The sequence below is a fragment of the Candidatus Methanoperedens nitratireducens genome, assembly GCF_000685155.1.
Lineage (GTDB): Archaea > Halobacteriota > Methanosarcinia > Methanosarcinales > Methanoperedenaceae > Methanoperedens > Methanoperedens nitratireducens.
Map to the genome: position 1 here is coordinate 111,296 of NZ_JMIY01000004.1, position 26,601 is coordinate 137,896.

Sequence of the window (26,601 nt, forward strand, 5' to 3'; positions counted from 1 at the left end):
CATTGATTTTATTTGCGTCTGCGCAGTGCCAGGTATTTGATGGCAAGCAATCCAGTTATGGCTAATACGACCCCAAAGCCAGGCTGTGCTGGTTGGTTCTGGGGTGAGTCTGGTTGATAATCCACCGGCTGATAATCCTCCTGAGCAGGGGCTCCTGCTGGCCTTGAGTTTCCTGAGAATGGTATTCCTGATGGTGCTTTTGCTGCTGTTGCTGCTGCTGTTACTGATACATATTTAGGCGCATTTGGAGCTCCACTGACTTCCCCGGCCTTTGTATCTGCGGATGTTGATGCGGTACTGACATTGTTCACAGGCACCTCCACGAAAAGCGATGTATATGGTGTTACGAACTTGAATTTCAGGGAGATATCGGTAACCGCTGATACCAGTGCCTCTGTCTCACCTTCCACATCCATCCTGTCCATCAGCTTTCTGATAGTAGTGTATGCCCAGAGCCTGGGAATAAAGTCGTTCTCTGGTTTTGAGACCGCGTTAAACGAATTCCTAAAATTGCGGCTTCCTGTACGTGTGGTTGCTGTAATATTTGAGGTTATCATGGTTGTACCCGGGCTGTATTTTCCCAGTACAATGGCATCTGAGCCAGCAAACAGATTGTTCTGGCCTGTGTTTACGATATCCGAGACAGCATTATAGGTGAACTTCATATCCGTGATCAGTGGGGTAGATATGGTATTGTAGAACCCGCTTATCTCCTCCTCGACTTTCCCTTCAAGATAAAACCGCTGTGCTTTGCCATAATTCTCCAGGCTCAGCGCCTTGAGGAAATCATAGTTGCCCTCATTTTCAATACCGAAGGCAATGGTGAATATTGATACCTCTGCCCTGTTGGCATCTCTTATGTTCTTTCGGATCACATAGGGAGAGGTAATTCCATCGGTAGGTTCCCCATCGGTGAGAAACACGATTATAAGAACCCGCTCACTCTCATCTGCGAACATGCCCAGCGCATCCAGCAGGGCCTGATTGATGTTCGTACCACCTCTGGCATCCAGGTTATTTATAAAGTTTGCCGCATCTGCTTTATTCTTTGTATTTGCCTCCATGAGCGTGCTCGAATACGCCCGTGTTGATGAGTCAAAGAATATCACATTGAAATAATCATCGGGTGGAAGATCGGAAATAATGCTGGTGAATACCCTCTTCACCTGTGCTATCTTGTCGCCACCCATTGAGCCTGATTTATCGATCACAAAAACAATGTCCTTGCTCATGGCCGTGGTACCAAGATCAGCCTCTGATGGAGAGAATACGTGCATCAGGTAGCCCTGACCTTCCGTACTGTAGAAGAGCATATCGCCGTTCAGAGGTGGATTATTGGTAGTGTATACAATAGTAAGGTCCTTATCTGGGAGTGCATCAGCGCTGTATGTTACCTGACCTCTGGTGGTTGAGAGGTATTTCACATTTGCTCCTGTAAAACCCGGGGTCTCAAGAGTAGTGATCTCATTAATGGATATAATGCTCAGGTTCACGGAGAGGTCGCTCACGCTGTGAGCCTGGTCTGTATTGCGCAGGAACAGCACATACTCGTACTCACCCAGAGTCTTTTTCACTGCCTGCTCGTATCTTAAGCGAACAATGATGCTCTGGCCTGGTGCAAAGTTCAGTGAATAGGAGAACAGGTTTTTCTTTTTAGTTTCAAGAAGCCCGGCTGATCTGCCTTTTGAGGCTGCCTCCTCAAATCTCTCCTCTGCCTCTTTCTTTGGAAGCACATCTGCCCTGTATTCCTTGCCATCAATGATAAGAGAGAAACCTGATATAAAAGCCTCATCTGGAATCAAGAACCTAAACTCATCCTCAAAAGCGGTATCAAGCTGATTGCTCAGTTTTTCTTCCACAGTAGTAATAGCATAGCCGTTGTTCACATCAGCATTAATATGTAAATAATCCACAACAGGCTGTGCTGCTGCTCCCTGGCTAAATGCCAGTAAAACAAGACAGATAATGATTGCTCTTTGCATTTATATACACCATGATTACATACCCGTTATTTAATTTTTATAAAGAAAGATTTAAACGTTAATTAATCTTGTGGTCGAAATAATAGATTGTTTGGGTTGTGAAATAATTGCTCAGTCATACATAATAGTCCCCCCGGAAAGCCTGACTACCTGCCATCCCTCAGTCAGCCTCCTGTGCTCCTCTGTATATAAGGATAGTACAGCTCCCCAGCCATTATCCCGGCTAACAGAAAATCTTAACCCGGGGCCGTCATACTCTGAATACACCCATATATCTACCGTCTGACTTCCTTTGATATCCCCGTAATGTGTTGAATCACTCGTGCTGATTGTGAATCCATTCATGAATTTCTCAGTGGCCTCCTGGGTTTTCTCTGGTATTCCATGCGTCTGTCTCATATTTATCCCGATCACTCCCGATCCACTTATCTCAAGGGCTTTTCCATAATCAGTATCTATTATTGCAGTAGTTGCATTGCCTGTAATTGCGGGTTTTTCAAACATCTCCAGTACCTCTCCATTCTCATCTAGCAAAACAGGAACATAAAGTATGGTTTTTTCATTACCAGCCTCTATGTGAACTGATTCAGATGTGCTTGCATAATGTGCAATGCTTACTAATATTATTGAGGGATAGAACAGCACGAGAACTGTCAGAGCTACCCCTGTGTTCCTGGCGATCTTTAAAAACCTGGGTATCTCCCTTCTGGTATATGCGGTTCCCTGGGCAAAATACATTCCTGTGGCTATCGAGGCTCCTGCGATCCCTATTGCAAGTAAGAAGAAAAAAAGAGCTATAAAAGGTATAAGTAAACTGCCTCTCATCCCGCTGTTATTAAGAAGATATATTATGTTTTCACCAAGAACATACATCCCGTAGCCCATCGCGCCGCCAGAAGCACCGGATACTGATAGGGTAACCATGTTTTTGATTCTGGGTAGACCAAAGATAAGACCTGCAATGGCAACAATGACCGGATAGGACACCACTGAATCAAGATAAAATGATGCCACAATGCCACAAAAAGGCCCTGCAATAACGCCCATTTTAGCTAACCTTGATGAACTCCTCTGCCCGCCAAAGACGTATCCAACATAGGCACCATAGATCACAAAAACCAATATCAGACCAGGGATGATACCAGCACTTAAACCAAATATTAGCAATATCAGCATCAGCAGACCGATGCCCATAAATAACCCCAATGCACCGTGTATTCCATAGCTTAACATGCTCCTCAGATCAATTCTACTGCTCTGCGTATTTACCACCTTACCGTTTGTATCCTATACTTAACCTGCTGGTGGTCTTGATAAAAAACACTTTACCACGATATGATTTTATCATACTCAAACAGCATCTCTACTATCCTGTCATACCCGATAAGTTCATGTCCGGTAACTCCCCTTGCCTCTGCATCACCAGCGCAGGCATAAACCCCCGCTCCAGGAGCCGCGTACACTGCATCGTGCAATAGAAGTATCGATACTTCATGCTCTTTGCTCTGGGCTTTTGCGATCTCTATCGGGGTTATATCGTCTGGATTCCTGATAATATGCAGTATCTTCATAGTAGCTCCAATCAAAATGGTATCACAATATCTGAATCTGTTATTGTTCTCACGATCTCTTCACGCTCTGCCACCTTTATATTTGTAACAAGATTCTTTATTCCTCTTTTTTCCATGGATGGTTTGTCTGCCATAAGAGTGCATTTCAGCAATGAGAGCGCCTCAAATTCCTTATTTAGCGGCTGTAAATTAATCAACTCAGGCCTGGCAGGGGTTGCGGTATGGACGCCATCATCTATAAAAATAACAGTAACTTTATCCTCCCTCAGCGTGAGCCCCACACTCATCCTCAGCGCTTCGGCATTTTTCCTTGTATTTAACGGAAGGTGTCTTACGATCACAGTAATTTTTTTCATGATCTACCCGAAAGATATGAACCTGTCAACCTCGTTTACTATACATGCATTGTCGTACTGGCTTCCGAACAGTATGCCCTCGGTCTTACTGATGTTGCGCTGGGTGGCATTAAGCGCACAGAGGGTAATGTTAACGCCCCTATCCACCAGTTCTGAGAACTCTTTCTTATGAATGTTATATACGCCGTCATACATCAGGAAAATGGAGACTTCATGTCCCTTATCCCGCGCAGCCCTGCTTATGGCAATGACTGTACCGGTATTCTCATTCTCAGGGCCTGTTGTCAGCAGTATTCCAAGCTTCATGATTTATGCCTTAAGTATCTTTACCTTCCACAGGTGATCGCCGTTCTGTTCTATTTCCAGTATCTTATGCCCCTCATTCTTCAGGCTGCGCGGTACGTTATCCACGGCGGGTGCATGGTCAAGTATTACATTCAGTTCTTCTCCGCTCTCAAGTTCTTCAAGCTTGAGCTTGGTCTTTACAAAGGTGTATGGGCACACCTCGCCTCTCAAATCCAGTTCAACTATCATTTTTTCACCATATCCTGCATGACTCCCCGTATATCTCTTCCTGTATCGAGGTGATCTTTGGTTCGGTGCCGCATACAGGGCAGTTCTTATTCCACCGGATCTTAATCTCATCAAAAACCATGTTTAGGGCATCATAGTATATAAGCCGTCCGACCAGCAGCTCCCCGATCCCGAGCAGGTATTTCACAACCTCTGTTGCCTGGATAACCCCTATTATGCCTGGAAGTACGCCAAGTACCCCTGCCTCCTGGCAGCTTGGTACCATTCCAGGCGGTGGCGCATGTTCAAATATGCATCTGTAGCACGGTCCTTTGTGCGGTATTATCGTGGTTACCTGCCCTTCGAACCGATATATGCTGCCGTGGGATAGAGGCGTGTCTGTGAGCACACATGCATCGTTCACAAGGTATCGTGTTGCAAAGTTATCAGAGCCATCTACCACTATATCGTATTCCTTGAAAATATCAACCACGTTGTTGGCATTCAGTCTTTCGACGTATGTTCTTACTTCGATATCAGGATTGAGATTATTAATAAATTGTCTTGCAGATTCGACCTTGTGTATTCCTACGTTTCCCCCGTGTATGATCTGCCTCTGAAGATTGCTCAGATCAACAGTATCGTCATCGATAATCCCGAGTGTTCCCACTCCCGCAGCAGCGAGGTACTCTATTATGGGTGCGCCAAGTCCTCCTGCACCTATGCATAACACTCTTGAGGATAGAAGTTTTTTCTGGCCCTTTCCGCCTACTTCGGGCAGGATGATATGACGTGAATATCTCTTTATCTGTTCTTCACTGAATCCGCCTAACATTTCATCACCATATTATTACTGCTAGTATTATTTATAGCCCTAAAGTATTACTACCATAAATAATTTGTGCTCATTGTTTATTATACCTGGAAAGGAACTGGCGTTATACTGAGCAGTCCCAGGGCAAAGGTAATGATCCCTAAAGCCATCCTTCCCCTGTCAAGCGGGTCTTCGTCATTAAGAGGCCTGGGATGGCCGGATGCAGCAAACAATGAGAGTATGAGTCCCCAGAATATCCATATAGAGCCGTTTATGTTCAGGATAAAGATCATGTAGGCTCCAAGGGAGAGCAGTACAAACGGCAGAGCCAGTGATACATAGGATGACCTGTTACCCACCATCGCACGAAGAACATGCCCCCCATCCAGTTGTCCTGCAGGGATGAGGTTTAGCGCTGTCACAAGCATCCCTACCCACCCGGCAAATGCAATAGGATGTATTGCCGATGTTTCGGCGACCGGGATAATGCGTGTTATAAACTCAAACAGGGGTGGAAGGCCAAGATATATCTGAAAACCATCTGAGGTTTGAGTAATAGGAGGTTGAAGAAGACCAATAATGGTAACAATAACTGATACAAAAAGGCCGATCAGGGGACCTGATACACCCACATCAAAGAGGGCTTTGCGATCGGGTATCGGCCCATGGTGCCTGATTACAGCCCCCATTGTCCCGATCAGGCTCGGAAAGGGGATAAAATAGGGTAGTGATGTACGCATACCATGCTTTTTTGCGACTATGTAATGTCCTGCCTCATGAGATCCCAGTACAGCCATGATCGCGATAGTGAAAGGAATGCCTCTTAGAGCATCATATGGGTTACTTCTCAGATCGGCACCGAACAGGAGTGAGCCCATCACCATTGTAGTGATAAAAGTAGCAATGGCCAGCACTACATTTATCCATCGCCGCTCTGCCGGGAGCTTGAGGGGAGAGGCTATCAGTATATGCCCCTCGGGCTCATATTTAATAGCAAACTGATATCCTTTCTCGGCAAAGGCAGTCCATAATTTTTGGTAGGCTCTGCTAACTTCTATTGAGCCAGATATATCTTCTATAGCGCTAATATTTTCTTTCGGGGTTCCATAGAAATATATACTGCTGCCCTGCTGCTGTATCCCATAAACAGAAAAATACGGGCTGATTTTTTCAACAAGTTCCTGGATCACTGGATCCAAATCCTTACGTGAGAGATTATGCATTTTGCATTAATATTCTATTTTCCGACTAATGAATGTAACCCTGAATTTAAAACATAAAACCGGATTCTAAATCTTCTCATCTGGGTTTTCGTGCCCTGTACAGGGAAAGCGTACCGAATACTGTCATGTATCTTTCTGTCTCCTCAACCTGATCAAAACCAGCGTTATGTAACATCTCAGGCAGCAGACCTTTTATATTATCCAGAGTCTCCTCAAACTGCCTGATGATCAGAGATATCAGGTACATAAGGATATTATGCGGCTTCCCAAAGTCGGCGGCATGCAGCTCTCCACCTGGCTGAAGTACTCGAAAGACCTCTCTAAATGTACTGATCTTATCCTCATGGGTCAGATGATGAAAAACAAGGCTTGAAACAACACAGTCAAAGGAGTTATCAGGATATGGCAGTTCAATGGCGTTTGCATGATCCAGGGCAATATCCACACCTGCCTTCCTGATCTTCGACCTTGCTACCTCCAGGATATCTGGATCAATATCAAGCCCGATCACTTCAGCTTCAGGGTGAGCCTTCTTGATGAGGATAGTGAGTGTGGCAGTACCGCAGCCGAGATCAAGCACCCGGTAGCCTTTATTGATCCTCATCTGCTCAACCAGGCGGCGCTTGAAGGTAGACTCGCACATGATCAGCTGCATTACAAGATCATACAGTGGGGTCAACCATTCATAGCTGAGGGCAGGGATGTATTTATCGCGATTCCTGTCCATTGTTAAGAGATGTCCTGCAAGAACAATAGATACATTACCTCCACTCCAATGCTTTATGTTGAAGTTCTACTGAGGTATATTTCTTTTTCAATTCTGATAAACCGCCTTCCCAATCAAATCTAAATTTCTTTTTTGCTCTTATACTGTATTCTCCATAATTATCCAGATACATCTTGTTATCCTGAATTATTTCAGTTATTAATTATTAAATAATCTTATATTATATAAAATTATCTTCCTCGCCGCCTTCAGCAGTAGCGGCATTTCAGTCATAGTACACGGATAACACGGATCAGACGGATTTTCACGGATACTGTTAATCCGTGTCGATCCGTGTCATCCGTGCAATCCGTGTTCTATCACATTTATCCTACCAGGCATGTATGGATTCTTATGCTGTCTAATTGCTTATGTAAAAGACTATAATTATATTGCCAGTCCAAGCCTCTTACGCGTCTCCTTTATGTTCTCAAGCAGTAACTGTGCTGCTCTTTCGGGATCAATTTCCACTATGAACTTCCCGCCGAAGAGCTCTTCTGTTTTTTGGGTAAGCAGAGCTGTCACAGCAGGGCTCCCTATCACTGGCGGCGTTACCCCCAGGTGGACCGTGACGCCCAGGGCAACAGCACCGGTTCCTATCGCTGCTGCCTTTTCCGTTACCCACTCTGCTGCCGAGGCTGCGATCGGCAGGTCCTTTACATGAACGCCCAGTTTTTCTGCAAGGGCAAAGACAAGAATTACCACTCTTGAATTATCCACGCAGCTCCCAAAGTGCCATACTGGCGGCAGTGGTTCTCCAAGCCCTGCTGTCTCTCCAAGTGCCTGCAGCACGCCCTTTATCCTGTTGCCAGCGTATCTCTCAGAAGCCTGGGGGGTCAGAAGCCCGGCTCTTGCACATGCCTGGGCAGCACATCCTATCGCTATTATGAGTACATTCTGCTTCATGAGCTCTTTAGCTATAGTTACATGACTTGCGTCTGCTGTGACCTTTGGGCTCGTGCATCCAGCCAGCAAGACAGCCCCGTAGATATCTCCAGAGGCTATGTTGTCGATCAATGGTTTTAGGGGATCATCAGGATTTATCTTTGAAAGTACACCCAGGCAGGTTTCTACAGAGAATCCTGCAATGATGTCTTTTGGCTCACCTTCAGGAAGGAAGATATTCTTTCCTCTTTTTGGGAAGTTATTTATAGCTATGTCCAGTATTCTCCGGGCCACCTCATCTGCGTGCTCCTCTTCAAAGGGAATGTGTTCAGCACTGGTAAGCCTTGACTCCTTCATGGTTGTGATAACCTTTGTGTGGAAGGTTTTGGCGACATTCTCTATATTCGGGTAAATGCACTGGATATCTACAACAAATGCTTCAACCAGTCCTGTTGCAATTACAAGTTCCTGCTGGAGATTGCTGCCAGCCAGAGGAATGCCACGTCTCATCAGTACTTCGTTCCCGGTACAGCAGCAGCCCACGATATTTATCCCCTCTGCCCCAAGGGCACGGGCTCTGCTCAGGAGTCCTTCATCCTCTGATAATTCAACGATCTTTTCAGAGAGCAGTGGAACGTGGCCATGTACAACCACATTCACTTTATTTCTATCAAGCACACCGAATCCTATCTTCGAGCTTACAGGTTTTGGTACGCCAAACAGCACATCCTGAAATTCAGAGCTTATTATAAGGGATGCGATATCAGCCACTCCAAGTCTGGCTGCATGCAGTACAAGCGATACAGGATCAGCCATCATGCCCATGGAGGTCTCATGCCCCTCATCTAAAAGCTCTTTTCCAACAGATCCAGGGATTGCTCCAAGATCATGAAGGGTTTTACCCACACTTGCCGGGCAGTATGATGTCGCAAATCTCATGGAATCCTCATCGCTTAAGATATCCAGAAGAGCAAGAGAAGCAGCCTGGATTGCCGTATCCTCAATTCCCTGCGCCGTATCAAGTTTCAGTTTTGCGGCTATAGATTTTAATTTCTCAGGCTCCTTTATCAGATAGGGTGTCTTATTCTGTGCTGTCTTAAGAAGTGCCAGAGCAGCATGTCGTGCATGGGAGGCATGGGATGCAGTGCCTCTCCCTACCATCATGAGCAGGTTTCTTGCTACAATAGTATCCCCACTGGCACCGCATGTTCCTTTATCCAATTGCGGAGCAGACGACCTGTACACCATGGGAAGATCCTCATGCCATATCCTGCAGGGACCCATTGCGCACTGCCTGCAGCAGATACCCATCGACCCGAAATAACACCTTGATTTTTCAATTCCTATAAAGGATTCGTCGTATTTTGCCTGCCTGTTAAAAACCGTATCTATACCCAGGCTCTGTGCATGTTCTATCATCTCTTCGGTCGCATCATCAAATGCTCTCTTTGTACTTCTGAGTTCTTTTTCATTCGATAGCGTTTTAATAGCCATTTTACATCCTCTTAAAAATAAGTTTATAAAAATAAAAAAAGCCAGGTTATTTCTGGCTCACTTTCGCATACTGTGCTGGTATATGAAGGACATGGCACTTATAGCAGCTCTCTATACCGATCCCCTGCCGGATCTCTCCAGCTTCAGTCAGATCTCCATTTGTGATATTTGCCTCCATATCGCTTATCATCGCCTGGATATCCCCGCTTACGTAGTACCTGCGCTCAGATGAGTGGCATGAACTGCATGAGTCTCTCATATTGTTGAACATTGTCTTGAACAGACCAAGACTTTGAGCTGCACCTGCCTGATTGCCCTGCTTGATGTTCACTCCAATGCCATCAAAGCCTGCCGCCATGTACTTCATCTTTGCTTCAGCCCAGGGCAGTGGTCCTTCCGGGGTGTTTATCATAACGCTATTGAAATCCTTCCAGATATAGCGGTTCCAGACAGCCGGCGTATTATCTTTGTGACATTTAGAGCAGGTCTCACCAACCTCTCCTATTGCCGCGAACACTGCAGGGATCTTACCGGGATCGGATTTAGCTTCTTCAAGCGCAGTCCCCAGATCCTGAACTGCTTTTGTAATGAAGAACCAGGAATCAGTTAATCTCATCATTCCAGATCCCTGCGGGTGATATGAAAGAAAAAGGAGAAGGGATGCCCTGATTTTAATCCCTTAATGCCTATTTCCTCTTGAAGTACAGCACAGCGGCAATAGCGAGCAAAGCAATAATCACACCAATTACAATTGCAGGGTTGATCTTTGCTTTTACAGGCAGTTCTCCGCTAGACCTTAGAGGATCAGTATCTTCTGAAGTAGTTTCAGGCTGGGTTACTCCCGGCTCTCTTACCATGCCTTCTGATCTGCTTACTTTTAATCCGCTTATTGTAAAGGGTGAGAAAGCATACGTCTTTGCCTCATAATATGTGTATGATTCGTCTTTTGTTATCTCATTGGTCTCAAGCCTATCCCATTTACTGCCGTCCCATCTGTACATACTCACACTGCTGCTCTCAAGACCTTCGGATGTAATCCAGGAGTTCTCCACTCTGAACCTGATCAGAGCTTCCTTAACCTTATCTGTACCTGCCCAGATGTTTAGATTCTTGTACACTGTTCCATCAGGAGGCATTATCACAAGTTTTGATTGATCTTTTAGTAGTTCCACACGTATGGCTACGTCGCTTTCATTCTCTTTACCTGTAGCAAGTATTTCGTATACACCGAGTTCAGGCACATTACTGAAATTATAAGGTACATTCGTATCTGCTATTAGTGTCCCGTAGATTGTCAGATGCTTGAGGACGTTATCAGAGGGCTCTCCTGTGCTACCGCCAGTACCATTACTGCTACCACTTCCGCCAGCACTACTGCCACTTCCACCAGAATCACCACCGTCTGGTTCTGCTGGTGTTGGCACACCTACAAAGGTGAGGTCCACTCTCTCTGTTACTCCAGCTCCTGGCAATTGTGCCGTCTGCTGTGCAGCTACTCCATTAACATAGAAGGTCACTGTAGAGCCAATCTCATTATAGTAGCCTCTTATCCAGAGTTTTGTTGCCCCCGGGTTATCACCATAAAAGCTTGATTCCGTCGTTGTTATCGAACCTCGCTCCTCTTCCCCTATCCTGGCAATTATGGTGGTTCCGGCAGTCGCAGGCTCTTCATTCACAGTTATGTTTCCGTAATAGCTCGGTGGAGGGTTTAGAGCTAATCGTGCATCCTGTGCTGAAGATATTCCTGGGATTAATAGAATAGTAAAAATCAGTACTGCAATCATTATTTTGTTCATGGTAACTCCCAAAAATTATAGAAAAGGGATAATCCCTTTTCTTTTACCACTGTCTTCCTGACCACGGCACATTATTCTTATCTGTAATCGGTATGCTCTTGATAAACAGCCAGTATCCTCTTCCCTGCATTAAGCTTGTAGAATCTGTTAAATCTCTGCCAGCCACGTATGTAATTGGAACTGAGTTATTATCATAGGATACCAGGCTTGTATACAGCCACAGTGTAGGATCTGCACCAAACTTTAGATCCATTAAGAGTTCGCTTACATTCATGCTAATTGGATCATCTCTGCTGGCACTTATTCCGATCAAGTTCCAGCCTTCGTAGAGATCCCTGCTCGGCGGCACTGTGGTAATATTCGTGCTTGCGATAAATCCGAGACTCTGGTTATCGGCTGTGACATTGACCCAATACCCGTACAGGGGCATCAGTTCAGTTGGTGTTGAGAAGAGTTTTGTCGCCGGATCATACCCAACAACTCCATTGTGCTCCACAAGCTGCAATACCTGATCAACTTCGCCTGTATCAGCAAAGTTAGGTATGGATATTAAATTCCAGCCCTTGCTCAGGTTAAATACCCTGTCTGCGAACACAACCGTTGTGCTGCCACTTATATCTTCATCTGTTGCTGTAACTGTTACGTACTGAGCGACATCTGAGTTAATTTCTATAGAGGCCATCCCATCTGTAAAGTCCGCTGTCTGCGGATAAGTTACTGCATCTGTGTTGTTTGCAGTAATTGTTATGTTAGCTGTCCTGTTATAATCTGTCTCCAATTCACTATCACTAAGAACTCTTATATTTATGTTTATGGGCATTCCCTTAAGCTCTGTTGTTGTATCGGGTATAAGCTCAAAGGACATTACTGGAGTAGGTGTTGGCGTCTCCACCGGTGTCTCCACTGGTGTCTCTACTGGCGTCTCCACTGGCGTCTCCACTGGCGTTTCTACTGGTGTCTCTACTGGCGTCTCTACTGGTGTCTCCACCGGTGTCTCCACTGGCGTCTCCACTGGTGTCTCTACTGGTGTCTCTACTGGCGTCTCTACTGGTGTCTCTACTGGCGTCTCTACTGGTGTCTCTACTGGCGTTTCAGTAACCGGGAAATCACTTTCATTCCCAGGGAAGGTAAGACCACGGATCTCATCGATGTTACTAAATGTGTCGCCATCCGAATCCCTCTCCTCTATATTTATCAGTGCCTGAGTTGCATTGTTTCGATCAAACGCAGGATCGTTTCTTAGATCTGTACCGTATGAATTCAGATACGGAATAACATTATGACAGGTATTACATGAATCAATCCTTGTTCCTGCAACACCATAATGTGTGACGAAGTCACCTCTAATATCGGTATTTGCTGAGGTCCCTATCACTGCCAGACCTACTATTGTTAATAGCAATATAGCAGATATTATTCTTCTAACCATTTATTTTTACCCCCTTTATTTTAATTTTCGAGACCGTTACATTACGTGCTGGATGAGATCAAGAGCGATTATTTTAGACAGGGGTAACATGATTGCTGCACCCTGAAAAGGTTATAACTCCTCTATATGTACCACCACGAGTTGAAACGTTCCCCACTTATCTGTTATTATGTTTATGTCTCTGTCGTAATAAACCTTGCGATTGCCTGGAGCCCATGCAACCAAATCTATTTAAGTATGTTATAATCTAACCTAGGTAATTCTGAGGACACGATGCATTTAATCATAACAGAAAAACATGATACTGCAAAAAGGATCGCGGCTATATTAGCTGAAAATAAGCCGAAAAAAGAGAGAATTAGCGGAGTTGATACGTATCAATTCGATGGTAGAACGGTTATTGGTCTTTCAGGGCATATAGTAGAAGTGGATTTTCCAAAGAACTATAATAACTGGCAGAAAACAGATCTAAAAGACCTTATCTATGCAGATGTCCTGACAACGCCAACGCAGGCGAATATTGTTACTGCGCTTCGAAAACTCGGTAAAGAGGCAGAGCACCTTACCATAGCCACGGACTACGACCGCGAAGGTGAGTTAATCGGCGTAGAAGCACTGGATATAGTAAAAAAAGTAAATCCTGGAGTCTCTGCTGACCGTGTGCATTACAGCACAATAACACCTGCAGAGATAAAAAAAGCCTTTACAGATCCTACAAAGATTGATTTTAACCTTGCTGCTGCAGGTGAATCACGGCAGATTATTGATCTCATATGGGGAGCAGTTCTCACCCGTTTTCTTTCTCTGAGTTCAGGGCGGCTTGGGGATAAGTTCCTGTCCGTGGGCAGGGTTCAATCACCTACCCTGACTATAATAGTAAACCGGGAGAAAGAGAGGGATGTATTCGTACCTGTCCCGTACTGGGAACTCTTTGCAACATTAGTTAATGGCGGTGAATTCAGAGCCCAGCATATAAAAGGGCGGTTTCTGGATAAAGCCGAGGCTGAGCAGATAAAGGCAAAGCTCGGAGATACAGGGATAGTAAAAAGTATCACGCGTGGGAAAAGAAGTGAGAAACCGCCTGTACCTTTTAACACTACAGAGTTTCTCAGAGCAGCAAGCACAATCGGGATCTCGGCGGCAAATGCCATGCGGATAGCAGAGTACCTGTATGTCAATGGGTATATCTCGTATCCACGTACAGATAACACCGTTTATCCATCAAGCCTTGATACTAAAGGCATTATAGCATCCTTTTTAAACACGGAGTTCAATGAATATGCCCGGAAGCTTCTCTCAGGAGAACTTGTACCTACAAGAGGTAAAAAGGAGACAACAGACCACCCCCCCATACATCCTGCAACACCGGTTAAAAGAAGTGAACTTAAGGATGATGAATGGAAGATATATGAACTGGTCGTTCGGCGCTTCTTTGCGACGTTTGCACAGGAGACGCTATGGGAGACCATGGCTGTGACCGTGGATATCAGCGGTGAGGATTTCAGGGCGAACGGGGCGAGACTGATTGAGGCTGGCTGGAGGTGGTATTATTCATACAATGTGCCAGAAGACAGGATACTGCCTGTACTCAAAGAGGGGCAGTCCCTGAACGTGAAGGAGATAGATCTCGTCGGGAAAGAGACACAGCCGCCTTCAAGGTATGGTCAGGGCCAGCTCATAAAGATAATGGAGAAACATGGACTTGGTACAAAGTCCACACGCCATGAGATAATCTCCAAACTATACTCCAGGGCTTATGTGCACGGCAATCCCCTGCAGCCTACAAAGACCGCATATGCGGTGATAGAGGCGCTTGAGAAGTATGCAAACACTATCACAAAACCAGATATGACCGGTAAACTTGAGCAGGATATGGATGAGATATCAGAAGGCAGGATCACAGAGGATTATGTTATCAAAGAATCAAGGGATATGCTTGGTGGGGTATTCAAGGATTTATTTAAAAATAAAGAACTCATAAGCGAGTCTCTCAGGAACGGCCTGTACGAAGATAGAATTGTAGGGACATGCCAGAAGTGCTCATCCGATCTGATTATACGGAAATCTAAAAAAGGCTCAAGATTCATCGGATGCTCTGCTTACCCGAATTGCAACTTTATCCTGCCCCTGCCAAGAAGCGGGCAGATAGTGGTTACGGATAAGCAGTGCAAAGACCATGGTCTTTACCTTATCAGGATACTGAACAAAGGAAAGCGGCCCTGGGATATCGGGTGTGCCCACTGCAATTTCAATGAATGGCAGAAGAAACTTGGTGAGGAAAAGAAAGCAACGAAAGAGAAGAAGTGAGTAATAAATAGAACAGTTATAGTCATCCGCATAACTTCAGATAATCATTGGCAGGATTTTAAGCAACGAACTAATACTAACTGATACGAACTCCTGCAAAAGTTCGTTTTGAGTTCGTTCCAGTTCGTTGTTTTTAGTATCATGCGTTTGGCGGATAACTATAATACGCTATTTCCATCTTCTTACAATGATCCTGAAGAAATTCCCATCATCTTTGATACTGACCACTTCATGTTCGTGTATCTTGCTCCATTTGGGTATCGTCTCTTTTGCAGTCAGATCATCCGAAATGACTTCAAGTTCTTCACCCGGTTTCATCTCTGATATCCTCCGCTTTGCATAGAACAGCGGTAACGGGCATACCTTGCCCCTGACATCTAGTTTTTCCATATATCAGAGTTGGTTTTGATAATATTTTAATTTTGCCACAAAAAAGAGGAAGTAACCATAATGGTTACTTCCTGGGCTCATTCTACGCTCCAATTCTGTACGGGCGCATCATCTCATGATCTTCGTGCGACAGGATGTGGCAGTGCCAGACGTATCGTCCCGGCTTATCGAACCTGGCAATGATGCGTGTCACCTCGCCCGGGTACATGATAGCAGTGTCCTTTAAGCCAGCCTCGTATGCTTCCGGTGGCTTGGGCTTGCCCCTGAGCCGGATATTGGTGAGCTTGCCGCCCTGCGTTATCCCGATATGGCTGTTCGGGTTTTCCTTGGGTATGACATCGGCGCTGAATTTCTGCCGGTCGAGTATCTGGAAGTGCACCAGGTGCAGATGGATGGGATGGGCATCCACCGTGGCATTAAAGACTTCCCAGACCTCGGTAGCATTCAGCTCCGGGTCCTCGGTGATCGTGTCATCCCACAGCAGCGTTCCGTCTGGGTCGTTTGTGCCCGCAGGGGTTCCTATGAAGTTGCCGCCGATTGTGCCAAGCAGTGGCTGCAGCCTGCCGAAGTGATCCGTGGCCTCAAAGAGCATCAATTTTCTAACTGGCAATCCTGCCGGGCTGGGTACCGGAAGCGGACCGCTCAGGGGCCGCAGGTTGGTTGTCCGGGTCAGCGGTGCGATCGGTCCCGGGCCTGTTGCCACAGGGAGTACGTTGAAAGCCATGATGCGGCCGTCCAATCTCGGGTTGACGGTGGCGCCCTTAGGGAACGGTACCCTGGCATTGTTGCGCATGATTATCCTAGTACTGGCGAATCTGGAGAAGTCAACCACCACGTCGTAGCGCTCGCCCGGCCCTATGGTGAGCTGGTTGACAGGCACAGGTGCGTTCAGCAGTCCGGTATCGTTGCCGATGACCAAGAACCCCGGGCCCGTGATCCACAGGTTGTAGAAGCGTGAATCTGAACCGTTGAGCATGCGGAGGCGGTACTGTCTTGGCTCCACACTCAGTACAGGCCAGGCCTTGCCGTTCACCAGGATTACCTGCCCGAAGAACTCTGGCTGTGCCGAGGGCTGCACGCCGGCCATGGCGGCATCAGGGTAGGCAAGTCGACCGTCAGGATAGAACATGCGATCCTGTATTACCATCTCGATCTCGTAGTCACCGCCGGGGATAGCTTCACTATTTATGAGCGCCAATTCGTTATCATCCCTGAGCAGGTAGAAGCCAGCCAGTCCGGCGTAAACGTTCTGGCGCGTGATCCCCAGGGCATGGTCGTGGTACCAGAGCGTGGCTGCTTCCTGGCTGTTGTCGTATTCGTATGAATCTGTCACATAATGGTCGCCCGTCAATCCTGTCTGCGTGAACCACTGCTCAGGCAGCCCGTCGTACTCAGGATCGCTGTGACCGCCATGCAGGTGTGCAACCGCCGGGATTCCATCCGCTGCAAATGTGCCCGGTACCTTACCAAATGCCCAGTGAAGCGTCGTGTCCACCACATCTTTTCCCGGGTCTGCCCCCTGTTTTAGCAGGTAGTCAAAGCCAAGATTGTTGACCCACTGGACATTGACAGGTGCTTCTGATTCCGCTATGAAAGTCGCGCCCGGGTAGGTAGCCTGGCCGCCGTCTACACTATAGCCCCATACCGGAGTATCAGGTAGGCCTGTTCCAAGAAGGCTCTGCGTAGTAGGCGCCATCGCCACCGTATGCGTGACATCTGGATCGGTTGCATCGATCCTCAGCCCAAGGTCCTTTATAACGGGCAGTGGATTGATAAATTGTGGTATTGCCGCCGGATCGGCGACTGGCGCTGTGAACAACGGATCGATGATGCCGGGCAGATCAGGGATAAGCTGAGCTTTTGCGCTCCTGATAAGCCCTGTAACCCCGCCAAAAGCAAAAGCACCCACCGTGGCGCCTGCCATCTTCACAAATGTTCTCCTATCCATTCGGTATATACCATCTAAACCTTCGGCTTTCTTACTCGTAACGTCTTTATTTTTCATATATTTCCATCTCCTTATCCATTAAGTAAGACTCCCGGTGCATTCCCCGTTTTTATGAAAGTCTTCTCTATATACAACTCTTTTAGCTATATATAATTTCTCAAAATCTAATTATCGCCTCTATATCAACGTGCCTGTGCACTAATGCTACTATGTCCCCTGGCTCGCCCCTATCTACATCTATTTTCAGATCATGCGGGATTATTCCAAGGACCGTGATACCTGTAAGATCTTTTATTACCTCAGGGTTCGTTTCCTCTGCCATACCTCCCCTATAGTTGTTTATTATCACCCCGATTATCTGTATCCCGCATTTTTTCGCATACTCTATGGTCAGGAATGTGTGGTTTATCGTCCCGAGCCCCGGACGGGCTACGATGATAGCAGGGATGCCAAGTAATACGATCAGGTCTGAGATAAGGAACCTGTCTTTTACAGGCACAGCGATTCCGCCTGCACCTTCCACAACCACGATATCATGTCGCCTCTCAAGCTCCATATAGGCGTTTTTAATAAGGCCAGGGTCAATGGTTTTACCCTCGATTTTTGCTGCAATATCGGGTGCCAGTGCTTCCCGTAAAAGTACAGGACAGATAAGCTCTTCTTCATCACAGGGGCAGGCGGCCTTTATCATGAGTTCCGCGTCCTGAGAATATAGTTTACCGTTTCTTAATGCTGCTCCGCTCTGAACCGTTTTCATGACCCCGACGCTGTACCCTCTCTCTTTTAAAGCACCTGCAAGCCCTGCAGCAACTGCGGTCTTTCCGATACCTGTATCCGTCCCTGTTATAAATATACCTGTCATCTATAATCTGAACTTCTCCTTAACTATATATATGGCATCAAGGGCTTCATTGATGTCCTTTTCGCTGTGGGTTGCCATAAGAGATGTCCTGATCCTTCCCTCATGAACTGTGGGTGGGCGTATCCCGGAAGCATATACTCCAAGTCTCTCAAGATCAGATGCAGCATCAAGTGTTCTCTTTGAATCCCCTGTGATGAGGGGTATGATCTGCGTTTTACTGGTTATCGAGAAACCCATGTCTGTCAGGCCTCTCCTGTACCTGGCAACGTTTTGCCAGAGCTTTCTTGCCGGGTTCTCATCCTCGATAACATCGATAGCAGCCTTAGCAGCAGCCACTGCAGAAGGTGGAAGTGCTGTTGAATATATGAAAGCACGCGCACGGTTCCGCAGATACTCGATAAGTTCATTGCTTCCTGCCACATATCCGCCTATACTTGCAAGCGCTTTGCTCAGTGTCCCCATATTTATATCCACCTTCACGTTATAATAGTCAGCAGTACCCCTGCACTGCCTTCCCATGACACCGGTGGCATGTGCATCATCCACCATGACCATGGCATCGTATTTCTCTGCGATCTCAAAGATCTCAGGAAGCGGGGCAATATCGCCGTCCATGCTGAAGACACCGTCTGTGACTATGAGTTTTCTTCGGTGTCTGGAACTTTGCAGTGTGTTTTCTATGCAGGATACATCCATGTGGGGATAGATCTTGATCTCTGCCCGGCTTAAGCGGCACCCGTCGATGATACTGGCATGGTTTAGCTCATCGCTCAGGATCAGGTCGCCTTTGTTCATTATTGCGGCTATAGTCCCGATATTTGCCATGTACCCTGTGCTGAATACTATCGCTGCCTCAGTACCTTTGAATCTGGCTATTCTATCCTCAAGGCTGTTATACAGGTCGGTGTTCCCGCCTGTCAATCGTGAGCCTCCTGAGCCTGTGCCGTATTTATGCAGCGCCTCTGCTGCTGCTCTCTTAACTTCCGGGTGACCGGTCAAACCAAGGTAATTATTCGAGGAGAGATGTATCAGTTCTCTTCCATCTTTTATGATCCTGGGTGTCTGGGCGCTCTCTATGGTGTTTAGCCTGCGGTACAATCCCTTATCTCTTATATCCGCAAGTTCGCCTGCCAGCCAGTCCATTATCGTACGAATCGTGGCATGATCTCTGCAGACCCGAATACACCGAATATGCCCCGCGCATGGAACTCAAGCCCTGCCTTCATCCACCCCAGGGCAGGGCCTACAACATTGGCAGCCATTGTGGTCTCATCACCGAGTATGAACCTGTGGCTTGAGACCGTGCCATCAAATGTCCTGCCCCTCAGCGTCATCGTTGTACTTACAGGCTTCTTCGGGTTCCTTGTATCCACTACCCCGCCGACACTCACCTTTTCACGCGATACTATCCCTGCTCTCTCAAGAAGCACATCATCGGCATGCTCCATACTGCCAAGCCTGAGAATGCCACATCTGCGGTCAAGTTCATCCTTGATCTCTGCGCATGTCATCCGTGATGCCCTATCAAGATCGAATCCATCAAGATGGGCTATGTCCTCGCGGATGGTAGCGCGGTATGATTCCCAGTTCGATACGCCCACACCGAAGTTAATATCCACTCCAAGCACTTCCATAAAAGAGTTTGCTGCCAGTGCTGCCGCACATGTAAGCAATCCAGGTGTGGCTCCTGCACCTGTGATATAGGTAATCCCTGACTGCTTTAGTTTATCATCCAGTTTGAAGATCATCTCAACTGCACCTGAGCGCTTGAGGGCATCCACCATTACCCCGCTGTAGCCGTGCTCCGCGAACCCTGATACTACATCAGGGATGAAGTCATTTGTGAGGTTTGGAAGAGCGATAAAGATACCGTCAAACGCATGGGAATTTCTTATTATTTCTCCGATAGCATCATCCGTCCTTGTACCGATATCCCCTGGCTTCTTATCCACCAGAACCTGCGGATCTATACCTTCGGGTTCGATCACAAACCCGGTTTTATCTGCTATGGCAGAAAGCCTCATCTCTTTTTTCTGTGCCAGCATTCTTGCTGCTGCCATTCCAAGTCCACCAGCGCCCAGAACGGCTATATTCGCAGCACCTGTTCTTGATTTCGATCTTGATCTCCTGATCTGCAATACCTGTTGTTCCATATATTTACTCTCCTGTAATATCATCTAAATCAGTAATCTCCCTCAGTCCTTTGAATCTATCGATTAATACAGCAGTTTTCTCCATCTCATCGATATAATCGGGAAGGTTCATATCATCCACAAAAAACACCCTTCCTCCGCTGTCTCCCTCGTGTTTTAATTGCGAGAACCGCACATAACCCAGTTTCTTTGAGGCCACATAACCTGCTGTATAAAAAGGGTCATCAGACCAGCAGAGTTCTGCAACGCTCCCTTTAACAGAGGCTACCTTGGTTGCAAGTACCAGCGCCTCACTGATATGATCGTAACACGAAGACATGCGCTTTGTTGCAAGCGAATATGCAAGCTCATCAGAGGCATGTTTTGTGATATCCATACGCGATGCCCTTATACCCCTTTGTTTATCAGGTTCAAGCCGCTCACCCTGCATATCCATCAGTATCGCACCCCTCATGCTCTCCCCATCCTCAAGCAGTGAGAATGCCTTTTCTATACAGAGACCGGGTATTCCAAGGTATGTAAGCAGTCTTTTAGCCGCTCTTTTACCAGCATCGGCATTCCCAACATGGAATAGAGTTACAGGCAAAGATACAAGGTATTTAACAGGGCTTTTTATTGCTTCAACTGATATGTTTATAGAGTCAGGTTTTCCCCTCTCATGGGACAATGCCCGCCTGATAAGCGATTGCGCAGCAGTTTCTATATCCTCCTCCTCAACAAGACGCTCTGCACCTGAGATATGCCTGTTATCCCCGGTCGCTCTCATCCTTACACTATACATGAACACCTCCGGGGATTAGCCCGAGGTCCTGTATCATCCTGATATCATCACCGGGAAGCCTGCCCGCAGTGGTGAGGTAGTTCCCCAACAACAATCCATTGGCTCCGGCGAGCAGGGAGAGGCACTGCAGGTCCCTTAAGTTTACTTCCCGACCTCCTGCAACCCGTATATCTTTTCCGGGCAGGATAAGGCGGAAAACAGCTATTGTTTTGAGCACTTCCATAGGGCTGATAGGCCTGATATCCATAAGGGGCGTACCTTTCACCGGGGTCAGTATATTGATGGGCACAGCATCCACATCCAGTTCCCCCAGAGTGAATGCAAGTTCAATGCGATCGCGCACAGATTCTCCCATCCCTATTATACCCCCGCAGCATACCTCAAGTCCTGCTGCTTTAGCGGTATGTATTGTGCTTATCTTATCTGCGTATGAGTGTGTGGTGCATATATTCTTAAAGAAGCCCGAAGATGACTCCAGGTTATGGTGTATCCTTGTTACGCCTGCTTCTTTAAGCATTATGGCAGATTCTTCTGTGAGCATACCCAGAGAAGCGCAGACCGATAAAGAGGTCTCTTTTTTGACCCTCCGTATTGAACTTAGAACCCCATCCAGATCCCCGCCATCGATCTTTTTTCCGCTGATAACGATGCAGAACCTTGCAGCGCCCTCATCCTGCATCATAAGGGCCATGTTCAGGATCTCATCCTCATCCAGTAAAGAATGTGGGGTTATACTGGTATCATTGTGAACTGACTGGGCGCAGAACTTGCAGTCCTCAGGGCACATGCCGCATTTTGCATTGATGATCGAGCAGAGATCAACCCTGTCACCGAGCATTGAGCGAACCCTGTTTGCCAGTGAAAAAAGCTCGATGCACTCATGTCCCTCAAGGCTCATGAGTTCAATTGCCTCCTGGAAATTAACAGGCTCACCACTTTCTATTCTATCCCTGATTATCTTGAACATAGTCTATTGTAAACCTTATTATGCCCAATGGTTTACGATTAATTTAAATTTTTGGGTTATTACGAGGGTGGTTACCAACATGGACATATTTCTGATGCTACAAAGAGTTTATATACGAACAAGTTGCATTAATATTATATCAGTTGGCTTATTAGGTAAGTTATAGAGCGTGGGGTTATCCCCTCTGTTTTTGCTTTTTTAGGTGGATTGATTAAAATTAAACAGAGGTAAAAGATGTTTACAGAACAAGATAGAAATTCTCCTGTCTTAGCAGGCGCTGTTCACGATGTCGCAATTGAGGGCATTGCCAGAGAGGGAGATGGTATAGCACGTATACAGGGCTTTGTGATTTTTGTGCCAGGCACGAAGGTCGGGGACCGTGTAACGATTAGGATTGAGCGGGTCATGCGAAGATTTGCGATTGCAGCCCTTGCTGAGAAGAACTAGATCAACGGAGATACATGAATTACGAAAATAAAGGCGGTTTCCGCAGTGATGGCTTCAGACCAAGTGGTCCGAGAAATATGCACATGGGTCGCAGAGAAATGCACAAAGCAACTTGTGCAAACTGTCATCAGGAGACTGAAGTACCATTCAAGCCATCCGGCGACAGACCGGTATACTGCAGAGAATGCTATCAGAACCATAAACCAAAGAGATACTAAAGTTATATAATAAGACGGATTTTTTCTTGATAAAACGGGCGCTGATATAACAATATCGCTGCCCGCAAAAACGTCCTTTATTTAGGTGGAAAAAGGTAATAAAATGATTTTAAAAGAAGATTGTAGCGATTTTGGATATTTAAAGAAGGATATTACTGAACTTGGAGCAGCGAAAAGAAGATTCATGAATATTCCCAGTTGTAGAATAAATAAAATGTCTCTATGCGGATGTTCTGAAACTTGCTCGCATTATGAAAAATGCATTCCATCTATCAAATAATATTTTAGTCGTGTCCTAATGAAAAAAATAAAGCCTCTATTAAATTCGGTAAATCTTTGATCAAATAACAAAAATCGGTAGTGTTAATACTCCATAATGGCGAAGGTATTGATAGATACTAACCATCTATTGATCCGAGGAATAGACATGGGCAGAATTAATAATATCATCCAGAGGCACGTTGATGAACATATAGAGCAAAAGCTGGCTCTTTTAACAGAGCGAGTGGAAAAACTCGAAAAAACCGTCCTGGAACTGAAATCTGAGCTCTCGGAAATACTGAAAGAACCTCCAGAGAAGAACTAAAAAGGCAAAGCAGGATTGTTTTCAGATTAACTTCCCCTTATCCGATAACCAGAGGACTCTATTATAAACCCATTTCAGACTGTTTAAGTTCACTTCTCTTTTTCTCAAAAAGATCCAGTGTCTTGCCGCCACTGCCAATGATCCTTCCTCCTTCTTTCTCTTTATATTAGATTTTTAAAAATCCCTTGCGCTCAAGCCAGTTAGCCTGAGGAGGGCTGTATTTCCAAATAATATCAGCTTTCTCATTCTGAAAAGACCATGGAACGATAATAATTACATCTCCCTCGCGTATCCATGTCCTTTTCTTGATCTTACCAGGAATGCGGGTGAGCCTTACCACGCCATCCATACACCTTACACGCAGTTTATTTGCCCCCAAAAGGCTTTCAACAGTACCCAGAATTTCGTTCGCGCTTTTTTGTGGAATGCGAACTCTGGTAAATTCTTCCGTTTGCTGATTACTGTTTATCTGTCTATTCAATTATATACCTCATGATTCTTTTCATATAGGTTTCAACCATATGTAAAGGTTACTGATTGTTCGGCATTATGCTAAGAATCAATACTTTAATAGTTTGAGATTCTCAGATCGGGTAGTTACTTTAGCGATATCGATTTCAATTTTTTTCCAAGGATTGGTTTAACATGAACAGGTCAAAGATGCAGAGGAGGCGAAGGGAACGATATAATCTAATTCAAACCATGATTAATATAGTTGAAAAATTATATATCAACGCGCAACTATATATATGAGAGTGACCATTAGTACAAAGCCAGATATGTTAAGGTTGTGGGGTTGTGATGAGAGCCCAGCAGCAATGGGACTACCGGGTTCAGGAATAAGACCCTTGAATTACTTCAGGGGACTAATTAAAAGGTGAATTAAATAAAAGGTGGATTAAATGGAATTTAAAGAAATAAATGTACCGGAGGGTATCGTCCAGCAAATTGATCATGAAGAGTCATTAGCTGACATCACATTTGATGTGGGAAATGGAGATAATATCTATTCCAATGCCAACCCTGATGTGTTATATGAAGATACGCTTGAAGATATAGAGAAGACATTGGGATCAGTTCCTGTTTTCATGAAATTTCTTCCCAAAAAAGTACTCATCCATAACTGGTCTTCATGGAAGAGGGTTGATGAAATAAACATGGAAAGAGTGAGATACCTGCTAAATACCGACGAAATATTAGAAGAAATGCTGAGCGGAACATAGGGGTAGGTTGGTGACACATGGATATATTTGATGTATTGACAACTATCTCAAAAAGAAAGATAGCATTCATGCACGCAGGTACGAACGAAAATGAAGCCTTGATTAAGGCTGAATTTGAGGTATCTAAAGAATATCACATACCGTTGCTTGATATCAAAAAGTTGGTGTGAGTAAGATTCATTCTTACTGGACTGGTTGAGAATAAAATAAATTAGGAGAGATGAATAGATATGGTTAAAAAAATTGAAGAGAGAAAAGATGTAAACGAAGAAAAGAAGGATATTTCCAGGACATGGGCAGATGGCTACACAGCCGTTTCAAAAATGTGGGAGGATTCGTACTTAAAACTATACAAGCCCTGGTTCGAATCCACAGAAGCGCTGTTCGGGAAGGCGTTTGAACTCTCAAAGGATGCTACACCAGAAACATATAAGGAATTTTATGGTGAATGGATGAAAACGTCCCAGAACAGCTTCGGTAAATTTTATCAAATCCCGACCCTCGAATCCAACAAGGAAACATTTGAGAAACTCCTGGTTAGTGCAGAGGAATCGAATAAAATCTACAGTTCATGGATTGCCGAATTAGAGGAGAATTCCAGGGCGACCCGCGAAGTACTCCAGGGCGAACCAGATCCTGTAAAATATAAAGAAGTCTATGATATGTGGATCAAGTCGTATGGAAAAATGCTTGACGAGCTTCTTACACTGCCATTCAGGCAAAATATGAAAGGAATCTTTGAGAACGTCACGGGTGTACCGGATTTCTATTCAGAGACATTTGAGCAGATATCAAAACTATGGAAAGATTCATACACGAAGCTATACGTGCCGTATATTGACTCTATGCTGAAGCTTTCTGCAAAATCAGCAGAGATTTCCCGGGGGAATGCGAGCCCTGAAGCCTATAAGGAATTCTATACCTTATGGCTGGATACATATCAGGAGACCCATGGCAGGCTGTTTGATGCCCAATCCTTGCGGCCTTCAAGGGAAGTATTAGAGTATTTCGTGCGGAGCGCAAACGTTAATCTGAATCTCTACAAGTCCTGGATAGCAACCCTTGAAAAAATGTCACAGAAAGTTAAGGAACGATCAGAACAGAGCGCAGATCTGGAGGCATATAAAGAATTTTATAATCTCTGGGCAAAAACGTATGAAAAGGCATTTGACAACTTCTTTGAGAACACACCCACAGTCAGCCCGTTTAAAGAGATTCTGGAGCCTGTAAAAAATGCAGCAAAGATATATGCGGACACATTTACCAGCATATCCAAGAATTGGGTAAAATCGGACTTTGGGTCAGCTCCGGCATATCCAGGAAAATATAGAACATGAGTATGGAAAAATCCAGTTTTGAACCCACCCAGGAATTTTTTGACCAGTGGCTAAAGACCTATGAGACTACCTGTGGCAGGCTGGTGGAAATGCCTGCCATAGGTCCATCGCGCGAGAAATCCGAAAAATTGATGAAGGGTTTCTCAAGCTTTGTTAATCTTTATGCTGCATGGATGGATTCCTCCATAAATTTACAGAATGTATTCATGGAAGCCATGCGCAGGATGCATGAAAAGACGGGAAGCGAGATGGAAGGAGAGATCAGTCCTGAAAAATATAAGGATTTTTACAAGGCATGGATTGAGACTTATAGCGAGACCTTCAAGGAATTCCTGAAATCAGATCACTTTGCTTCTGATAACGGAAGATTCATATCATACTTCATGGAGTTCCAAAAACGTAATCGTGAAATGCTTGAAGAGAATTATCTGAAGCCGATGAATCTTCCTACAAAGGCAGAGCTCGACGACATATACAAAGAGTTGTATTCTCTTAAGAGAACAGTAAAGGAATTAACCAGTCAGGTCAAAGAGCTATCAGAGAAAAAGTAATA

General features: G+C 45.5%; 30 protein-coding genes. 9 read left to right on the forward strand and 21 right to left on the reverse strand.

Annotation, left to right across the window (positions count from 1 at the left end):
* Positions 1-8 precede the first annotated feature (8 nt).
* From ANME2D_RS08960 to ANME2D_RS18420, 13 genes are all read right to left on the reverse strand, one after another.
* Positions 9-1,982, reverse strand: a complete 1,974-nt coding sequence (locus tag ANME2D_RS08960; protein WP_048090797.1) for a VIT domain-containing protein — start codon at positions 1,980-1,982, stop codon at positions 9-11.
* Positions 1,983-2,093: 111 nt separating this feature from the next.
* Positions 2,094-3,176, reverse strand: a complete 1,083-nt coding sequence (locus ANME2D_RS08965) for a hypothetical protein (RefSeq protein ID WP_157834039.1) — start codon at positions 3,174-3,176, stop codon at positions 2,094-2,096.
* Between the two features lie 131 nt (positions 3,177-3,307).
* Positions 3,308-3,553, reverse strand: coding sequence for a hypothetical protein (locus ANME2D_RS08970; protein ID WP_048090800.1), 246 nt, complete (start codon positions 3,551-3,553; stop codon positions 3,308-3,310).
* A gap of 11 nt (positions 3,554-3,564) precedes the next feature.
* Positions 3,565-3,909, reverse strand: a complete 345-nt coding sequence (locus tag ANME2D_RS08975; protein ID WP_048090802.1) for a DsrE family protein — start codon at positions 3,907-3,909, stop codon at positions 3,565-3,567.
* A 3-nt stretch (positions 3,910-3,912) separates the two neighbouring features.
* Positions 3,913-4,215, reverse strand: coding sequence for a DsrE family protein (locus ANME2D_RS08980; RefSeq protein WP_048090804.1), 303 nt, complete (start codon positions 4,213-4,215; stop codon positions 3,913-3,915).
* Between the two features lie 3 nt (positions 4,216-4,218).
* A complete protein-coding gene (locus ANME2D_RS08985) occupies positions 4,219-4,443 on the reverse strand; it encodes a sulfurtransferase TusA family protein (protein WP_048090805.1) in 225 nt (74 codons plus the stop codon).
* Between the two features lie 4 nt (positions 4,444-4,447).
* Positions 4,448-5,257, reverse strand: a complete 810-nt coding sequence (locus tag ANME2D_RS08990) for a HesA/MoeB/ThiF family protein (protein WP_048090808.1) — start codon at positions 5,255-5,257, stop codon at positions 4,448-4,450.
* An 80-nt stretch (positions 5,258-5,337) separates the two neighbouring features.
* Entirely contained in the window at positions 5,338-6,426 is a 1,089-nt protein-coding gene (locus tag ANME2D_RS08995; protein ID WP_241763341.1) for a site-2 protease family protein, read from the reverse strand.
* Positions 6,427-6,535: 109 nt separating this feature from the next.
* Complete coding sequence (locus ANME2D_RS09000; RefSeq protein WP_048090812.1) at positions 6,536-7,186, reverse strand: class I SAM-dependent methyltransferase; 651 nt, start codon at positions 7,184-7,186, stop codon at positions 6,536-6,538.
* Between the two features lie 426 nt (positions 7,187-7,612).
* The gene (gene cooS, locus ANME2D_RS09005) at positions 7,613-9,604 is read right to left on the reverse strand and encodes an anaerobic carbon-monoxide dehydrogenase catalytic subunit (protein WP_048090814.1); all 1,992 of its coding nucleotides are present in this window, start codon (positions 9,602-9,604) and stop codon (positions 7,613-7,615) included.
* Positions 9,605-9,650: 46 nt separating this feature from the next.
* Positions 9,651-10,223, reverse strand: coding sequence for a hypothetical protein (locus ANME2D_RS09010; protein ID WP_048090816.1), 573 nt, complete (start codon positions 10,221-10,223; stop codon positions 9,651-9,653).
* A 67-nt stretch (positions 10,224-10,290) separates the two neighbouring features.
* Positions 10,291-11,400, reverse strand: coding sequence for a PGF-pre-PGF domain-containing protein (locus ANME2D_RS09015; RefSeq protein ID WP_048090818.1), 1,110 nt, complete (start codon positions 11,398-11,400; stop codon positions 10,291-10,293).
* A gap of 43 nt (positions 11,401-11,443) precedes the next feature.
* A complete protein-coding gene (locus ANME2D_RS18420; protein WP_048090820.1) occupies positions 11,444-12,829 on the reverse strand; it encodes a hypothetical protein in 1,386 nt (461 codons plus the stop codon).
* Positions 12,830-13,102: 273 nt separating this feature from the next.
* Here ANME2D_RS18420 and ANME2D_RS09025 point away from each other — a divergent pair, with 273 nt between their 5' ends.
* Complete coding sequence (locus ANME2D_RS09025) at positions 13,103-15,136, forward strand: DNA topoisomerase I (protein WP_052368750.1); 2,034 nt, start codon at positions 13,103-13,105, stop codon at positions 15,134-15,136.
* Between the two features lie 168 nt (positions 15,137-15,304).
* Here ANME2D_RS09025 and ANME2D_RS09030 read toward each other — a convergent pair whose 3' ends face one another.
* From ANME2D_RS09030 to bioB, 7 genes are all read right to left on the reverse strand, one after another.
* Entirely contained in the window at positions 15,305-15,526 is a 222-nt protein-coding gene (locus ANME2D_RS09030; RefSeq protein WP_048090822.1) for a sulfurtransferase TusA family protein, read from the reverse strand.
* Between the two features lie 82 nt (positions 15,527-15,608).
* Positions 15,609-17,531 carry a multicopper oxidase family protein gene (locus ANME2D_RS09035; protein ID WP_052368752.1) on the reverse strand — a complete coding sequence of 641 codons (1,923 nt, stop codon included), beginning with the start codon at positions 17,529-17,531 and terminating at the stop codon, positions 15,609-15,611.
* A gap of 100 nt (positions 17,532-17,631) precedes the next feature.
* Positions 17,632-18,336, reverse strand: a complete 705-nt coding sequence (bioD, locus tag ANME2D_RS09040; RefSeq protein ID WP_048090824.1) for a dethiobiotin synthase — start codon at positions 18,334-18,336, stop codon at positions 17,632-17,634.
* Positions 18,337-19,479 (reverse strand): 8-amino-7-oxononanoate synthase, encoded by a 1,143-nt coding sequence (bioF, locus tag ANME2D_RS09045; protein WP_048090826.1) that lies wholly within the window; start codon positions 19,477-19,479, stop codon positions 18,337-18,339.
* Positions 19,479-20,489 (reverse strand): hypothetical protein, encoded by a 1,011-nt coding sequence (locus ANME2D_RS09050; protein ID WP_198527392.1) that lies wholly within the window; start codon positions 20,487-20,489, stop codon positions 19,479-19,481. Before ANME2D_RS09050 ends, bioF begins: the two co-directional genes overlap by 1 nt.
* 4 nt (positions 20,490-20,493) lie before the next feature.
* Entirely contained in the window at positions 20,494-21,270 is a 777-nt protein-coding gene (locus ANME2D_RS09055; protein WP_048090827.1) for a 6-carboxyhexanoate--CoA ligase, read from the reverse strand.
* Complete coding sequence (gene bioB / locus ANME2D_RS09060) at positions 21,263-22,237, reverse strand: biotin synthase BioB (RefSeq protein ID WP_048090829.1); 975 nt, start codon at positions 22,235-22,237, stop codon at positions 21,263-21,265. Before bioB ends, ANME2D_RS09055 begins: the two co-directional genes overlap by 8 nt.
* Before the next feature lie 234 nt (positions 22,238-22,471).
* On the opposite strand from bioB, the gene ANME2D_RS09065 reads away from it, so the two are divergent.
* From ANME2D_RS09065 to ANME2D_RS17980, 4 genes are all read left to right on the forward strand, one after another.
* On the forward strand, positions 22,472-22,684 hold the full coding sequence (locus ANME2D_RS09065; RefSeq protein ID WP_048090830.1) for a TRAM domain-containing protein: 213 nt from the start codon (positions 22,472-22,474) through the stop codon (positions 22,682-22,684).
* A 98-nt stretch (positions 22,685-22,782) separates the two neighbouring features.
* On the forward strand, positions 22,783-22,902 hold the full coding sequence (locus tag ANME2D_RS09070) for a CxxC-x17-CxxC domain-containing protein (protein WP_394295701.1): 120 nt from the start codon (positions 22,783-22,785) through the stop codon (positions 22,900-22,902).
* Positions 22,903-23,005: 103 nt separating this feature from the next.
* Complete coding sequence (locus ANME2D_RS17975; protein WP_198527393.1) at positions 23,006-23,182, forward strand: hypothetical protein; 177 nt, start codon at positions 23,006-23,008, stop codon at positions 23,180-23,182.
* 147 nt (positions 23,183-23,329) lie between these two features.
* Positions 23,330-23,488 carry a hypothetical protein gene (locus tag ANME2D_RS17980; RefSeq protein ID WP_198527394.1) on the forward strand — a complete coding sequence of 53 codons (159 nt, stop codon included), beginning with the start codon at positions 23,330-23,332 and terminating at the stop codon, positions 23,486-23,488.
* Between the two features lie 166 nt (positions 23,489-23,654).
* Here ANME2D_RS17980 and eif1A read toward each other — a convergent pair whose 3' ends face one another.
* Positions 23,655-23,969: a translation initiation factor eIF-1A gene (gene eif1A, locus ANME2D_RS09075; RefSeq protein ID WP_198527395.1), complete on the reverse strand. Its 315-nt coding sequence runs from the start codon at positions 23,967-23,969 to the stop codon at positions 23,655-23,657.
* A gap of 421 nt (positions 23,970-24,390) precedes the next feature.
* Here eif1A and ANME2D_RS09080 point away from each other — a divergent pair, with 421 nt between their 5' ends.
* The 4 genes from ANME2D_RS09080 to ANME2D_RS09090 are packed head-to-tail and all read left to right on the forward strand — an operon-like array spanning position 24,391 to position 26,599.
* Positions 24,391-24,711 carry a hypothetical protein gene (locus ANME2D_RS09080; protein WP_048090834.1) on the forward strand — a complete coding sequence of 107 codons (321 nt, stop codon included), beginning with the start codon at positions 24,391-24,393 and terminating at the stop codon, positions 24,709-24,711.
* Positions 24,712-24,728: 17 nt separating this feature from the next.
* The gene (locus ANME2D_RS17985) at positions 24,729-24,881 is read left to right on the forward strand and encodes a hypothetical protein (RefSeq protein WP_157834042.1); all 153 of its coding nucleotides are present in this window, start codon (positions 24,729-24,731) and stop codon (positions 24,879-24,881) included.
* Between the two features lie 60 nt (positions 24,882-24,941).
* Positions 24,942-26,048 carry a hypothetical protein gene (locus ANME2D_RS09085; RefSeq protein ID WP_048090836.1) on the forward strand — a complete coding sequence of 369 codons (1,107 nt, stop codon included), beginning with the start codon at positions 24,942-24,944 and terminating at the stop codon, positions 26,046-26,048.
* Positions 26,045-26,599, forward strand: coding sequence for a poly(R)-hydroxyalkanoic acid synthase subunit PhaE (locus ANME2D_RS09090; RefSeq protein ID WP_048090838.1), 555 nt, complete (start codon positions 26,045-26,047; stop codon positions 26,597-26,599). The genes ANME2D_RS09085 and ANME2D_RS09090 overlap by 4 nt, the downstream gene beginning before the upstream one ends.
* The last annotated feature ends 2 nt before the right edge of the window (positions 26,600-26,601 follow it).